This is a genomic window from Micromonospora sp. NPDC048894 (assembly GCF_040649765.1).
Taxonomy (GTDB): Bacteria; Actinomycetota; Actinomycetes; order Mycobacteriales; family Micromonosporaceae; genus Micromonospora; species Micromonospora antibiotica.
On record NZ_JBEZFY010000005.1, the window covers coordinates 482378 to 496557 of the forward strand.

General features: G+C 72.4%; 12 protein-coding genes and 1 pseudogene. 8 read left to right on the forward strand and 5 right to left on the reverse strand.

Annotation, left to right across the window (positions count from 1 at the left end):
* Positions 1 to 378: 378 nt before the first annotated feature.
* Positions 379 to 1239, reverse strand: a complete 861-nt coding sequence (locus tag AB0C22_RS14270; RefSeq protein ID WP_208567994.1) for a bifunctional methylenetetrahydrofolate dehydrogenase/methenyltetrahydrofolate cyclohydrolase — start codon at positions 1237 to 1239, stop codon at positions 379 to 381.
* Between the two features lie 416 nt (positions 1240 to 1655).
* Between AB0C22_RS14270 and AB0C22_RS14275 the strand changes: the two genes are divergently transcribed.
* The 5 genes from AB0C22_RS14275 (at position 1656) to AB0C22_RS14295 (ending at position 7622) form a co-directional block, all read left to right on the forward strand.
* Entirely contained in the window at positions 1656 to 3260 is a 1605-nt protein-coding gene (locus tag AB0C22_RS14275; protein ID WP_219464662.1) for an ABC transporter substrate-binding protein, read from the forward strand.
* Between the two features lie 214 nt (positions 3261 to 3474).
* Positions 3475 to 4413 (forward strand): ABC transporter permease, encoded by a 939-nt coding sequence (locus AB0C22_RS14280; RefSeq protein ID WP_208567992.1) that lies wholly within the window; start codon positions 3475 to 3477, stop codon positions 4411 to 4413.
* Between the two features lie 18 nt (positions 4414 to 4431).
* Complete coding sequence (locus AB0C22_RS14285) at positions 4432 to 5388, forward strand: ABC transporter permease (protein ID WP_357535206.1); 957 nt, start codon at positions 4432 to 4434, stop codon at positions 5386 to 5388.
* 175 nt (positions 5389 to 5563) lie between these two features.
* The gene (locus tag AB0C22_RS14290) at positions 5564 to 6601 is read left to right on the forward strand and encodes an ABC transporter ATP-binding protein (RefSeq protein WP_357535208.1); all 1038 of its coding nucleotides are present in this window, start codon (positions 5564 to 5566) and stop codon (positions 6599 to 6601) included.
* A complete protein-coding gene (locus AB0C22_RS14295; protein WP_208567989.1) occupies positions 6585 to 7622 on the forward strand; it encodes a dipeptide ABC transporter ATP-binding protein in 1038 nt (345 codons plus the stop codon). Before AB0C22_RS14290 ends, AB0C22_RS14295 begins: the two co-directional genes overlap by 17 nt.
* 123 nt (positions 7623 to 7745) lie before the next feature.
* On the opposite strand, the gene purH is transcribed toward AB0C22_RS14295, so the two are convergent.
* Positions 7746 to 9317, reverse strand: coding sequence for a bifunctional phosphoribosylaminoimidazolecarboxamide formyltransferase/IMP cyclohydrolase (gene purH / locus AB0C22_RS14300; protein ID WP_357535210.1), 1572 nt, complete (start codon positions 9315 to 9317; stop codon positions 7746 to 7748).
* Positions 9314 to 9937, reverse strand: a complete 624-nt coding sequence (purN, locus tag AB0C22_RS14305; protein ID WP_357535212.1) for a phosphoribosylglycinamide formyltransferase — start codon at positions 9935 to 9937, stop codon at positions 9314 to 9316. The genes purH and purN overlap by 4 nt, the downstream gene beginning before the upstream one ends.
* Before the next feature lie 186 nt (positions 9938 to 10123).
* On the opposite strand from purN, the gene AB0C22_RS14310 reads away from it, so the two are divergent.
* Both AB0C22_RS14310 and AB0C22_RS14315 read left to right on the forward strand, forming a co-directional pair.
* Complete coding sequence (locus tag AB0C22_RS14310; protein ID WP_208567986.1) at positions 10124 to 10420, forward strand: CD225/dispanin family protein; 297 nt, start codon at positions 10124 to 10126, stop codon at positions 10418 to 10420.
* Positions 10421 to 10446: 26 nt separating this feature from the next.
* The gene (locus AB0C22_RS14315) at positions 10447 to 11064 is read left to right on the forward strand and encodes a DUF4190 domain-containing protein (RefSeq protein ID WP_219464670.1); all 618 of its coding nucleotides are present in this window, start codon (positions 10447 to 10449) and stop codon (positions 11062 to 11064) included.
* Between the two features lie 470 nt (positions 11065 to 11534).
* On the opposite strand, the pseudogene AB0C22_RS14320 reads toward AB0C22_RS14315, so the two are convergent.
* A pseudogene (locus tag AB0C22_RS14320) lies at positions 11535 to 12809 on the reverse strand (DUF6350 family protein); the annotation flags it as partial.
* 156 nt (positions 12810 to 12965) lie between these two features.
* Between AB0C22_RS14320 and AB0C22_RS14325 the strand changes: the two are divergent.
* On the forward strand, positions 12966 to 13223 hold the full coding sequence (locus AB0C22_RS14325) for a hypothetical protein (protein WP_208567984.1): 258 nt from the start codon (positions 12966 to 12968) through the stop codon (positions 13221 to 13223).
* 69 nt (positions 13224 to 13292) lie between these two features.
* Here AB0C22_RS14325 and sucD read toward each other — a convergent pair whose 3' ends face one another.
* Positions 13293 to 14180 carry a succinate--CoA ligase subunit alpha gene (gene sucD, locus AB0C22_RS14330; protein ID WP_208567983.1) on the reverse strand — a complete coding sequence of 296 codons (888 nt, stop codon included), beginning with the start codon at positions 14178 to 14180 and terminating at the stop codon, positions 13293 to 13295.

The following is a 14180-nucleotide window of genomic DNA, read 5'->3' on the forward strand; positions in this document are numbered from 1 at the left end:
GCGCAGGCGTGCGCCACCGCCGCGCAGGGCAGACCACCCGCCCAGCAGGGAACACCCGCCGCCGCGCTGGGGAGTCAACCGCCAAGCGGGGAAGGCCGGCCGCCAAGCGGGGAAGGCCGGCCGCCCAGCGGGGAAGGCCGGCCGCCCAGCGGGGAAGGCCGGCCGCCCAGCGGGGAAGGCCGGCCGCCCAGCGGGGAAGGCCGGCCGCCCAGCGGGACAGCCGGCCACCCAGCAGATGAGGTCAGCCGGCAGCGGGGAGTCAACAACCAAGCGTGGAAGGCCGGCCACCCAGCGGGACAACCGGCCACCCGGCAGGGGAGGTCAGCCGGCACGGGAGGTCAGCCGTCGGCGGGGGGAGCCGCCGCGCCGCAGGGGAGGTCAGCCGCGTTCGGCGCGTTCGACGACGTTGGTGAGCAGCATGGCCCGGGTCATCGGCCCGACGCCGCCCGGCATCGGCGCGAGCCGGGCGGCGACCTGGGCCACCTCCGGGTCCACGTCGCCGGTGTAGCGGCCCTTGCCGTCGTCGCCGATCACCCGGGTGATGCCGACGTCGACCACCGTGGTGCCCGGGGTGACCATGTCGGCGGTGAGCAGGCCGGGCACCCCGGCGGCGACGATGACGATGTCGGCGGCGCGGGTGTGGGCGGCGAGGTCGAGGGTGCCGGTGTGGCACAGGGTGACGGTCGCGTTCTCGCTGCGCCGGTTGAGCAGCAGGCCGAGCGGCCGCCCGACGGTGTTGCCCCGGCCGACCAGGGCGACGTTGGCACCGCGCAGCGGCACGTCGTACCGGCGGAGCAGCTCGACGATGCCGCGCGGGGTGCAGGGCAGTGGGCCGTCGTAGCCGAGCACCAGCCGGCCCAGGTTCACCGGGTGCAGGCCGTCGGCGTCCTTGTCGGGGTCGATCAGCTCCAGGGCCCGCTGGGTGTCGAGGTGCGCCGGCAGCGGCAGCTGGACGATGTAGCCGTGGCAGCCCGGGTCGGCGTTCAGCTCGGTGAGCACGTCGTCGAGCTGCTGCTGGGTGGCGTCGGCGGGCAGCTCCCGGCGGATCGAGGCGATGCCCACCTCGGCGCAGTCGCGGTGCTTGCCGTTGACGTACGCCTCCGAGCCGGGGTCCGCGCCGACCAGGACGGTGCCCAGGCCTGGGGTGACCCCTCGCTCGGCCAACGCCTTGACCCGTACCCGCAGCTCGTCCTTGATCTTGGCTGCGGTCGCCTTGCCGTCCAGGATGATCGCCGTCACGACCAGATCGTCTCACGGCCGGCGGACGGCGAGCCGGCGACGGGGCGGCCGTCACTTTGAGTTACGTGCCATTGGTCACTTTGTGTCACCTTAGTGTGGCAGGCCACGACGTCGTGGCGGACGGAAGACCCCACACCGACTGCGGGCCGGACAGGCGACGCATACCCCCCCACGGCGACCGATCGGCCCTCCGTGGGCATCCGACACCCCCTCCACGCCCATAGTGAGCAGCAAAAATCGCTTCTCCCCGATACCAGGCGAGCAGAACAACCACAAGGGCACTGCCGGTGGTCCGTTATCCGTTCGCAACGCTTCCGTTGTCGTCGGGCCGATCCCGACCTACCGTTGCCGGACGTTGCGCAGAGTCACCCAGCGCCGGGTCCGGCTGCGCTACGTAATGAGATGAGGAGACCCCCATGCGTGTGCGCAGGCTTGCTGCCTGGACCGCTCTCCCGCTCGCGGTGACCCTGGGCCTGGCGGCCTGCGGCTCGGGCGGCGGCAGCGGAACCGGTCAGTCCGACCCCAACGCGGCCGTGCGGATCGAGATCGCCGAGCCGCAGCACCTGGTGCCGACCAACACCAACGAGACCAGCGGTTCGCAGGTGCTCGCCGCCCTGTTCAGCCCACTGGTCGACTACGACGAGGCCAACAAGCCCTACGAGGTGGCGGCCGAGTCGGTCACCTCGTCGGACAACAAGGTCTGGACGGTCAAGCTCAAGGACGGCTACACCTTCCACAACGGCGAGAAGGTCACCGCCGACAACTACCTCGACGCCTGGAACTACGGCGCGTACGCCCCCAACGGGCAGAACTCCAGCTACTTCTTCGAGAAGATCGCCGGGTACGCCGACCTGCAGGGCGACAAGCCGGCTGCCGAGCGGCTGTCCGGGCTGAAGAAGGTCGACGACCTGACCTTCACCGTCACGCTGACCGAGCCGTACAGCGAGTTCAAGACGATGCTCGGGTACACCGCCTTCTATCCGCTGCCGAAGGCCGCCTTCTCGGGGCCCGGCACGCTGAAGGAGGGCTACGAGCAGGCCCCGATCGGGCAGGGCCCGTTCCGGATGAAGGGCTCCTGGCAGCACGACGCCAAGGTCGAGGTGGAGCGCTACGACGCCTTCCCCGGCGAGCAGCCGAAGGTGGGCGGGGTCGAGTTCCGGATCTACCAGCAGCCCACCGCCGCGTACGCGGACGTGCTGTCGGACAACCTCGACGTGATCAAGACGATCCCGACCGAGAACCTGTCGACCGCCGCGACCGACCTGGGCGACCGGTTCCAGCAGAGCCCGGCATCGTCGTTGCAGGTGCTGGCCTTCCCGACCTTTCAGAAGGAGTTCAGCAAGCCCGAGGTGCGCAAGGCCATCTCGATGGCGATCGACCGGGACGAGATCACCAAGTCGATCTTCAAGGACTCGCAGCAGCCGGCCCGCTCGTTCGTCTCGCCGGTGGTCGCGGGTTACCGGGAGAACACCATCGGCGCGGCCGGCGAGTTCGACCCGGCCAAGGCGAAGTCGGCGTACGAGGCCGCCGGTGGCCCGAAGAAGATCGAGCTGTCGTACAACGGCGACGGTGGGCACAAGGACTGGATCGACGCGACCTGCAACCAGCTCAAGGCCAACCTGGGTGTGGAGTGCGTCGGCACCGCCGAGCCCAAGTTCGCCGACCTGCTGACCAAGGTCAAGGCGAAGCAGCCGGTGGGCCTGTTCCGGATGGGCTGGGTGATGGACTACCCGTCGATGGAGAACTACCTCGGCCCGCTGTACAGCACGAACGGTTCGTCGAACTACTACGGCTACAGCAACCCGGAGTTCGACAAGCTGCTCGTCGAGGGCGCCAAGGCCCCGAACGAGGAGGCCGCGATCGCGAAGTACCAGGCGGCGGAGGACCTGCTGGCCAAGGACCTGCCGGTGATCCCGCTGCGCTACGGCCAGAACAACTTCGGCCACTCGACCAAGGTGAAGAACGTCCAGATGGACCTCTTCGACCGGATCGACCTGCTGAAGATCGAGGCGGTCAGCTAGTCCGGGCGGCGCGAACGGCCGCCAGCAGGTGAAGGGGCGGCGTCGGCGAACGGCCGCCGGCAGATGAAGGCGCGGCGGCGGCGAACGGCCGACCGGCACGTGCAGGGCGCGTCGGCGGCAACGGGGCCGTCGACGGGAGCAACGGGTCGGGTCATCGGTGGACGGTGGCCCGACCCGCCTCCGTCTCCGCCCCTTATCAGCAAGACTGCACAGTATGTTCCGCTTCGTTCTGCGGCGTCTGCTCCAGATGGTCCTCGCCTTCTTCGGGACCACGCTGATCGTGTACGCCCTGATGTTCGCCGGCCAGGGCGACCCGATCCAGGCGCTGGCCGGCGAACGGCCGGTCACCCCGGCCCAGCGGGCGTACCTCACGGAGAAGTTCCACCTCGACCGGACCGGGATCGGCGGCTTCTTCTACCGCTACCTCGACTACCTCAAGAACCTGCTCCAGGGTGACCTCGGCCAGTCGCTGACCGGCCGGTCGATCGGGGACATCCTCGCCGCCGCCTGGCCGGTCACCGTCAAGCTGGCCGTGATCGCGATGGCCGTGACGATCCTGTTCGGGGTCACCGCCGGGGTGCTCGCCGGCATCCGCCGGGCCAGCCTCTTCGACAACGCCACGCTGGTGCTGACCCTGCTGGTGCTGGGCATCCCCACCATCGTGCTGGCCCCGCTCGCGCAGTACCTGCTCGGCGTCCGCTGGCCGATCTTCCCCCCGACCGCCGGCGCCGACCCCGACCTGTGGGCCCTGCTGCTGCCCGGCATCGTGCTCGGCTCCCTGTCGCTGGCCACCGCGCTGCGGCTGACCCGGACCTCGGTCGCCGAGAACCTGCGCGCCGACTACGTCCGCACCGCCCGGTCGAAGGGGCTGGTCCGGCGACGGATCATCGGGGTGCACGTACTGCGTAACTCGCTCATCCCCGTGATCACCTTCCTCGGCGTCGAGCTGGGCAACCTGATGAGCGGCGCGATCATCACCGAGGGCGTGTTCAACATCCCGGGGGTGGGCTTCAACCTGTTCCGGGGCATCCGCACCGAGGACGGCCCGCTGGTGGTGGGCATCGTCAGCGTGCTCGTCGTCGTCTACCTGGTCGCCAACCTGGTGGTGGACGTCCTGTACGCCGTACTCGATCCGAGGATCCGCTATGAGTGAGCGCGACGAGGTACGGGCATGAGCGACTTCGAGACGGTGGCGGCGACGGAGGACCAGGCCGCCCGCCGGGGGGTCTCCGGTGAGCCCGGCACCCCCGACCGGGTCGGCGTACCGCAGAAACCCCGCAGCCTGGCCGGGGACGCCTGGCGTGAGCTGCGCCGCAAGCCGGTCTTCTGGATCAGTCTGGTGCTGGTCGTGCTGGTCGCCGCGATGGCCGCCGTGCCGTCGCTGTTCACCGCCAACGACCCGCGCGACTGCGTGCTGTCCCGCCAGCACGCCGGGGCGTCCGGCGGGGCCATCTTCGGGTACGACTTCCAGGGCTGCGACACGTACGCCCGGGCGGTCTACGGGGCCCGCGCCTCGCTGCTGGTGGGCGCGCTCTCCGCTCTGCTCACCGGGGTCGTCGCGCTGGTGGTCGGGATGGTGGCCGGCTACTTCGGCCGCTGGGTCGACGCGGTGCTCTCCCGGGTGATCGACATCGTGCTCGGCATCCCGCTGCTGCTCGCCGCGATCGTGCTGCTCAAGCGGGTCAGCACCAGCAGCGACACGGTCCGGCTGTTCGCGGTGATCTTCGTGTTGGCGGTGCTCGGCTGGACCACCGCCGCCCGGGTGGTCCGCTCCTCGGTGATCACCGCCAAGGAGCAGGACTACGTCGCCGCCGCCCGGATGCTCGGCGCGGGCGACGGCCGGATCATGTGGCGGCACATCCTGCCCAATGCGCTCGCCCCGGCGATCGTGGTGCTGACCATCGCGCTCGGTTCGTTCATCGCCGCCGAGGCGACCCTGAGCTTCCTGGGCATCGGGCTGAAGGCGCCCACCATCTCCTGGGGCATCGAGATCGACGCCGGCCGGGTGCACATGCGCGAGTCGGCGACCCCGCTGGTCGTCCCGTCCGCCTTCCTCGCGCTGACCGTGCTGGCCTTCATCATGCTGGGCGACGCGATCCGCGACGCCTTCGACCCGAAGCTGCGGTGAGCACCGTGCCGGCCACAGCGCCCCCACCCCGCACGCCCGCAACGGGCCCGGCACCCACGCCCCGCACGCCCGCAACGGGCCCGGCACCCACGCCCCGCACGCCCGCAACGGGCCCGGCACCCACGCCCCGCACGCCCGCAGCGGGTCCCGCAGTCGCGAGCGAGAGGCAGATCCGGTGACCGAGTCCGCGGTCCGGCCCACGCCGGCCTCACCCACCCCGCCCGGCGGTCACCTGCTGGAGGTACGGGACCTGCACGTCGAGTTCCGCACCGGCGAGGGGGTGGCCAAGGTGATCAACGGGGTCTCCTACCACCTGGACCCGGGCGAGACGCTGGCCGTGCTCGGTGAGTCCGGCTCCGGCAAGTCGGTCACCGCCCAGGCGGTCATGGGCATCCTGGACACCCCACCGGCGGCGATCCGTTCCGGTCAGATCCGCTACCGGGGCCGCGATCTGCTCACCCTGCCCGAGGAGCAACGCCGGCAGGTACGCGGCAAGGAGATCGCGATGATCTTCCAGGACGCCCTGTCGGCGTTGAACCCGGTCTTCCCGGTCGGCTGGCAGATCGGCGAGACGCTGCGACACCGGGACGGGATGTCCCGCGCCGACGCCCGACGGCGGACCGTCGAACTGATGGACCTGGTGCGCATCCCGGGGGCGGCCGGACGGCTCGGCGACCACCCGCACCAGTTCTCCGGCGGGATGCGGCAACGCGTCATGATCGCCATGGCGCTGGCCCTGGACCCGAAGGTGCTGATCGCCGACGAACCGACCACCGCCCTCGACGTCACCGTGCAGGCCCAGATCATGGACCTACTGGCCGACCTGCGGCGCGACCTCGACATGGCGATGATCCTGATCACCCACGACCTGGGGGTGGTGGCCGGCGTCGCGGACCGGATCGCCGTCATGTACGCCGGCCGGATCGTCGAGCACGCCGACGTCCACGCGTTGTACCGGGCACCGGCCCACCCGTACACCAAGGGGTTGCTGGCCTCGATTCCCCGGCTGGACGTGCGCGGCCGGGAGTTGGCCACGATCCGGGGACTGCCACCGAACCTGATGCGGATCCCCACCGGCTGCCCGTTCCACCCCCGATGCCCGTACGTGCGGCAGGTCTGCGTGGACGTGGTGCCGGACGACCTGGTCCTCGCTGACGGCCGGACCAGCGCGTGCCACTTCGCGCAGGAGGTCCACGATGACCGCGCCCGCTAGCCCGGCCAAGGTCCGGGGCGAGACCATCCTCGCCGTCGACGACCTGGTCAAACACTTCCCGATCACCCGGGGCGTGCTCTTCCAACGGCAGGTCGGCGCGGTCCGGGCGGTCGACGGGGTCAGCTTCGTGCTGCGTCGGGGCGAGACGCTCGGCATCGTCGGCGAATCCGGCTGCGGCAAGTCGACCCTCGCCCGGCTGCTGATGCGGCTGGAGACGCCGACCTCCGGCCGGGCCACCCTGGAGGGCCGCGACCTGCTCTCCGCCTCCGGGGGCGAACTGCGCCGGCTGCGGCGCAACATGCAGATGGTGATGCAGGACCCGTACACCTCGCTGAACCCCCGGATGACGGTGGGCGACATCATCGGCGAGCCGTTCGACATCCACCCCGACGCCGCACCCAAGGGCAGCAAACGCGGCCGGGTGCAGGAGTTGCTGGACCTGGTCGGGCTGAACCCCGAGCACGTCAACCGGTACCCGCACCAGTTCTCCGGCGGTCAGCGGCAACGCATCGGCATCGCCCGGGCGCTCGCCCTGCGCCCCGAGGTGATCGTCTGCGACGAGCCGGTCTCCGCCCTGGACGTCTCGATCCAGGCCCAGGTCATCAACCTGTTGGGGCAACTCCAGGACGAGCTGGGCCTGTCGTACGTCTTCATCGCGCACGACCTGTCGGTGGTCCGGCACATCTGCGACCGGGTGGCGGTGATGTACCTGGGCCGGATCGTCGAGATCGGCACCGAGGAGGAGATCTACGAACGGGCCACCCACCCGTACACCCAGGCGCTGCTGTCCGCGGTGCCGGTGCCCGACCCGGCCGCCCGCGACGCCACCGGCATCATCCGGCTGACCGGCGACGTGCCCAGCCCGGCCGACCCGCCGTCCGGCTGCCACTTCCGCACCCGCTGCTGGAAAGCCGAGGACATCTGCGCCCGGGAAGACCCGCCGACCGTCCCCCGGCCCGCCGACCCCCACCCCAGCGCCTGCCACTTCGCCGCCCTACGCGACCCGCCGGGCGGGGCCTGACCACCGGTCACCGCGCCGTGCGGACACCTACGGCCGAGCACACACCGGGTGCCGCTCGGCCGTAGGTGATCACGCAGGCGGTGCGCCGGGCCGGCCGGTGGCGGCCCGCCCGGCCGGGGTGGATCAGTGGAAGAAGTGCCGGGTGGCGGTGAGGTACATGGTGACGCCGGCCTGCTGGCAGGCGGCGATGGTGTCCTCGTCGCGGATCGACCCGCCGGGCTGGACGATCGCCTTCACCCCGGCGTCGATCAGGATCTGCGCGCCGTCGGCGAACGGGAAGAAGGCGTCCGAGGCGGCGACGGACCCCCGGGCCCGCTCCGCACCGGCCCGGCTGACCGCCAGCCGGGCCGAGTCGACCCGGTTGACCTGACCCATCCCCACCCCGACCGACGCGCCGTCGCGGGCCAGCAGGATCGCGTTGCTCTTCACCGCGCGGACCGCCCGCCAGGCCAGCACCAGGTCCCGCAGGGTCGCCTCGTCGGCGGCCTCGCCGGTGGCCAGCTTCCAGTTGGCCGGGTCGTCGCCCTCGGCGTCGATCCGGTCCCGCTGCTGCACGAGGACACCGCCGGTGACCTGCCGCCACTCAGCCGGCAGCGGGGCGAAGGCCGGGGCGCGCAGCAGCCGGATGTTCTTCTTGCCCTGGAGGATCTCCACCGCGCCGGGCTCGAACTCCGGTGCCACCAGCACCTCGGTGAAGATCTCCGCGACCTGCCCGGCCAGCTCCACCGAGACCGGTCGGTTGACGGCGATCACCCCGCCGAACGCGGAGACCGGGTCGCAGGCGTGGGCCTTGCGGTGCGCCTCGGCGACGTCCGCGCCGACGGCGATGCCGCACGGGTTGGCGTGCTTGATGACCGCCACCGCCGGCTGGTCGGGGAAGTCGTTCGCGGCCCGCCAGGCGGCGTCCGCGTCGACGTAGTTGTTGTAGGACATCTCCTTGCCGTGCAACTGCTCGGCCTGGGCCAGCCCCGGCGGGCTGCCCGGGTCGGCGTAGACGGCGGCACCCTGGTGCGGGTTCTCGCCGTAGCGCAGCGTCGCCTGCCGGCGCAGGGCCAGCCCGGCGAAGTGCGGCCAGCCGTCCTCGGCGGGGGCGGCGGTGCCGGCGAACCAGTCGGCGACCGCGACGTCGTACTCGGCGATGTCGGCGAACGCGCGGGCGGCCAGCGCCCGCCGCTGGGCCAGCGTGAAACCGCCCTCGGCCAGCGCGGCGACCAGCGCCGGGTACGCGGCCGGGTCGGTCACCACGGCGACCGAGGCGTGGTTCTTGGCGGCGGCCCGGACCATCGCCGGCCCACCGATGTCGATCTGCTCGACGCACTCGTCCGCCGACGCGCCGGAGGCGACGGTTTCCTGGAACGGGTAGAGGTTGGAGACCAGGACGTCGATGCCGGCGATGTCGTGCTCGTCGAGCTGCGCGCCGTGCGAGTCCTTGCGCAGGTCGGCCAGGAGACCGCCGTGGATCTTGGGGTGCAGGGTCTTGACCCGGCCGTCGAGGATCTCGGGGAAGCCGGTCACCTGCTCGACCGGGGTCACCGGCACGCCCGCGCCGGAGATCGTCGAGGCGGTGGAACCGGTCGAGACGATCTCCACCCCGGCCCCGTGCAACGCGCGGGCCAGCTCGACCAGACCACTCTTGTCGTAGACGCTGACCAGTGCCCGCCTGATCGGGCGGCGGGAGTCCTGCGGGGCACTCACGGAACGGTGACCTTTCTTCCGGTGATCGTCCAACCTGCACGAACCAGGCGACCGACCTGCTCGACGAGCTGGCGGCGCTCGGCTTGCTTGATGCGCTCGGTGAGCGTCTCCTCGTCGTCGTCGTCGAGGACCGGCACCGCGACCTGCGCGACGATCGGGCCGGTGTCCATCCCGGCGTCGACGAAGAAGAGGGTGGCCCCGGTGACCTTGACGCCGTAGGCGAGCGCGTCCCGGGGGCCGTGGATGCCGGGGAACGCCGGCAGCAGCGTGTTGTGCGTGTTGAGATAGCGGTCGCCGAAGGCCGCCAGGAACTGCGGCCCGACCAGCTTCAGGAAACCGGCGGAGATGACCAGGTCGGGCTGGTGCTCGGCGACGTGCGCGGTGAGGGCCTTGTCCCAGTCGGCGCGGGTGGGGTGGTCCTTCACCCGGTCGACGAAGGTCGGCACCCCGGCGGCGGCGGCGCGGTCCAGCCCGACGATGCCGTCCCGGTCGGCGCCGACGGCCACCACCCGGGCCCCGTAGCCGGGGTCGGCGGCGGCGGCGTCCAGCAGCGCCTGGAGGTTGCTGCCGGAGCCGGAGACGAGGACGACGAGGCGGGCGACGGGCGCGGGCTCGGTCACACGGGCCACCCTAGCGGGCAGGTCGGCCCGCCCATCCTGCGGGCGGCGACGTTTCGGGTGATCACGCGTGTCGCCCGGACACGGTACGCTGCCGGTCGCCCGGTGGCCGGGCCGCGCCCGCCACCGCACCCCATAGCCAATGATCAGGTACGGACGCCGTACCGACGTGAACGAGGAGTACCACAGATGCAGCCCGGCTACCCCAACCCGCAGCAGCCGATCAACAACAACATGACCCCGTCGATCGTGGCCATCTTCTTCTTCTGGCCGCTGGCGATCCCCGCCATCATCAACGCATCCAAGGTCAACCCGGCCCTGCAGCAGGGCGACTACGCGGGTGCCGAGGCCGCCGCCCGCGAGTCCAAGAAGTGGTCGAAGCTGGCCTTCATCATCGGTGGTGTGTGGCTCGTCATCGTGCTGCTGTGCTGCATCTTCGGTGGTGTGATGGGTGCGATCGACGGCAGCAGCACCAGCAGCTACTGACGGCCCACGACTGAGGAGCAGCCGAGATGCAGCCCGGAAACCCCGGCCACGACCCGTACGGCCAGCAGCCCCCGCACGATCCGTACGGGCAGCAGCCCGTCTCGGGCCAGCCGCAGGACCCGTACGCCGCGCCGCAGGCACCGTACGGGCAGCAACCGGCGGCACCGTACGGCGAGCAGCCTCCGCAGTACGGGCAGCCTCCGCAGTACGGGCAGCCCCCGCACGACCCGTACGGCCCCCAGCCCACCTCGGGCCAGCCGTACGAGCAGCCCTTCCAGCCGGACCCGTACGGCCAGCCCGTCCACAAGGACCCCTACGGGCAGCAGCCGTACGCCGCGGCGGCCTCCTATCCGGGGGCCGGCTATCCGGCGCCGCAGGGGCAGCAGAACACCCTCGGCCTGGTGTCGCTGATCCTCGGCATCGCGTCGCTTCCGCTGCTCTGCTGCCTCTTCCTGGGCATCCCGCTCGGCATCGGCGCGGTGATCACCGGTTGGCTGGGGATGCAGAAGGCCAACCAGGGTCTGGCCAGCAACGCCGGTCAGGCCAAGGCCGGCCTGATCTGCGGCGCGATCGCGGTCGGGCTCGGCATCCTGCTGCTGCTGCTCAACCTCATCGGCAGCTTCACGCTGCCCACCTCGCCCTGACCGGGCGCGACATCGAGGGGCGTCCCGGCACCGTCCGGGGCGCCCCTCGCCGTAAACCGGCAGCACCGCGAGACCGCCGGGCCGGCACGGGACGGCCAGGCCAGACCGCCGGGCCGGCAAGAGACGGCCAGGCCGGCAGCACCGCGAGGCCGGCGGGCCGGCACGAGACGGCCAGGCCGGCAGCACCGCGAGGCCGGCGGGCCGGCACGAGACGGCGAGGTCGACCCGGCCAGGCCGGCCGGACCGCGCAGCCGGCAGCAGGGTGCGCGGTGCGGTGCAGCCGGCAGGACCGCGCAGCCGGCAGGAGCGGATGCTCAGTCGACGACCGGGCGGGGCGGCCGGTCGGCGGCTGATCGGGGGCGGTCCCGGCCCGTACGCGACCGGTCCTCGACCGGGCCCGGCCGGTCCGCAGCCGGCCGGGGGCGGGTGACGGGCGACCGCGGCCGGGCGGGTGGGCGGGCCGACGACGGACGGTCGAGCACCTTGGCGGCGGCGGCCCCGAGCAGCGCGCCGACCGCGACCACGGCGGTGGCCACTGCCGCCACCTGCCACGGCACCGGGCCGATCTCGGCCAGCCGGCCGCCGCCGAGCGATCCGCCGGAGGCCACCGCGGCGAGCCCGACGACCAGGCCGACCACCGGCCCGGCGAGCGCCGCCGGGCCGAGCAGCGCCGGCCAGGCCGGCCCGGCCCGGTCGTCGAGGTCCGGGCGGAGCAGCCGGCGGCCGAGCAGCCAACCTGCCGTCATGCCGGCCAGCACCGGCACCGCCAGCAGCGCCGCACCGAGCCCGTCGACCGGGCCGCTGGGCAGGCCGGCGAGCAGCGGTACGGCCGGCAGCGACCCGACGGACACTTCGCTGAGGCGGATCGCCGTGCCGGTGCCGACGGCGAACCCGGGGCCGAGCAGGTAGGCGGTGGACCAGACGGTGGCGTTCGGTGCGTAGGCCAGGCTGACCAGGGTGATGCCGGCCTGCCCGGCCACCCCGGTCCGGTAGGCCCCGATCAGGTCGGCGGCGTCTCCCCCGCCGGTCGCCACCGCCAGGCCGGCCGCCACGGCACCCGCCCCGAGCAGCAGCAGGGCCGCGACCAGGCCGGTACGGACACCGTCGCGCAGCACCGCCGGCGCACGCTCGGCCAGCAGGCCGGCGACCCCGGTGGTGCGTGCCGCCCCGACCAGGGCCGCCACCGTGCCGAAGAGCAGCAGGGTCAGCCCGGACCGGACCGGGGAGACCCGCAGTCCGGTGCTGTCGACCAGCAGCGCGGCCAGGACGCCGAACAGGGCGTACCCGATGCCGACCGCGACGGCGACGGTGGCCGCCTGCCGGGGGGACCGGCCGCCGCGCGCGCCGACCGCCCGGCTGGCGTGCACCCCGGCCCGGCTCAGCCGCCAGCACGCGAACACCGAGAGCGCCAGCGGGACGAGGCCGATCGGGCCGGCGGTGGTCCCCAGCGGCACCCCGTGGCCGAGCAGCCAACCGGCGAGACCGGCCCGCAGCGCACCGACCACCGAGCCGGCGTCCTCGGTGAACTGGGCCAGCCCGAGCACCACCGCCACCGGCAGATAGGAGGTGACGGCGGCACCGGCGGCGGCCACCCCGGCGGCGACCGGTAACGGCGCCCGGGAGCGTCCGGGCTGCTCCGGCCGACGGGGGGCGGGCACCCGGGCACCACCGGCACGGCCCGGCGGCCGGCCGCCGGCACGGGCACCGCTGGGACGGCGGGGCTGATCAGGGGTGATCGAGGACATCGGGTCTACTCTGGCACGCCGCGCCGGTGGTGGCTGCCCGCCGGGGCCGCCCGGCTCCGGCGAGTTCCGTGATCCACCGCCATGGGCCCCCGATCCGGTCTAGCCTCGGCGCAGGGACGCGACCGAAGTCGCGGCACCGATCGCCCGGAGGAAGCCGTGAATGCTCCGTACCCACCGCCACCGGCTGCGGCCGGGCGGGACCGCACCACGCTCTGGGGGGTGCTCGGCATCGTCCTCGGCCTGATCTGCTGCGGCATCCTGGGCATCGTCTTCGGTTACCTGTCGATCCGCGACGCCAAGCGGTACGGCCAGTCGCCGCTGCTCGGTTACCTGGCCATCGCGTTCGGCGTGATCAACATCATCGGCACCGCGATCTGGCGGGCCAGCGGGAACTACCCGCTCTGGAACAACTGAAGGGGCCGACCGTCTCCGGTCGCCCCCTTCAGCTGTGCGTCGCTCGTTCGGGCTGGTGCAGCCCACGGCTCAGCGGCCGGACATCAGCTCCCGCATCAGCTTGGCGGTCTCGGTCGGGGTCTTGCCGACCTTGACCCCGACCGCCTCCAGCGCCTGCTGCTTGGCCTCGGCGGTGCCCGCCGAGCCGGAGATGATCGCGCCGGCGTGCCCCATGGTCTTGCCGGGGGGCGCGGTGAAGCCGGCGATGTAGCCGACCACCGGCTTGGTGACGTTGTCCTTGATGAAGTCGGCGGCCCGCTCCTCGGCGTCGCCGCCGATCTCGCCGATCATGACGATCGCGTCGGTCTCCGGGTCGGCCTCGAACGCGGCGAGCGCGTCGATGTGGGTGGTCCCGATGATCGGGTCGCCACCGATGCCGACGCAGGTGGAGAAGCCGATGTCGCGCAGCTCGTACATCATCTGGTAGGTCAGCGTGCCGCTCTTGCTGACCAGGCCGATCCGGCCGGAGCCGGTGATGTCGGCCGGGATGATGCCGGCGTTGGACGCGCCGGGCGAGGCGATGCCGGGGCAGTTCGGCCCGATGATCCGGGTCTGCTCCCCCTTGGCCACATTGTACGCCCAGAACGAGGCGGTGTCGTGCACCGGCACGCCCTCGGTGATCACCACGGCGAGCGGGATCTGCGCGTCGATCGCCTCGACCACCGCGCCCTTGGTGAACTGCGGCGGTACGAAGATCACCGTGACGTCCGCCCCGGTCTCCCGCATCGCGTCCGCGACGGAGGCGAAGACCGGCAGCTCGGTGCCGTCGAAGTCGACGGTGGTGCCGGCCTTGCGCGGGTTGACCCCGCCGACGACGTTGGTGCCGGCGGCGAGCATCCGCCGGGTGTGCTTGGAACCCTCGGAACCGGTCATCCCCTGCACGATGACCTTCGACTCCTTGGTCAGCCAGATCGCCAT

Coding starts and splice junctions, on each gene's coding strand:
- AB0C22_RS14275 (WP_219464662.1), top strand. CDS start 1,656: ATGCGTGTGCGCAGGCTTGCTGCCTGGACCGCTCTCCCGCTCGCGGTG.
- AB0C22_RS14280 (WP_208567992.1), top strand. CDS start 3,475: ATGTTCCGCTTCGTTCTGCGGCGTCTGCTCCAGATGGTCCTCGCCTTC.
- AB0C22_RS14285 (WP_357535206.1), top strand. CDS start 4,432: ATGAGCGACTTCGAGACGGTGGCGGCGACGGAGGACCAGGCCGCCCGC.
- AB0C22_RS14295 (WP_208567989.1), top strand. CDS start 6,585: ATGACCGCGCCCGCTAGCCCGGCCAAGGTCCGGGGCGAGACCATCCTC.
- AB0C22_RS14310 (WP_208567986.1), top strand. CDS start 10,124: ATGCAGCCCGGCTACCCCAACCCGCAGCAGCCGATCAACAACAACATG.
- AB0C22_RS14315 (WP_219464670.1), top strand. CDS start 10,447: ATGCAGCCCGGAAACCCCGGCCACGACCCGTACGGCCAGCAGCCCCCG.
- sucD (WP_208567983.1), bottom strand. CDS start 14,180: ATGGCGATCTGGCTGACCAAGGAGTCGAAGGTCATCGTGCAGGGGATG.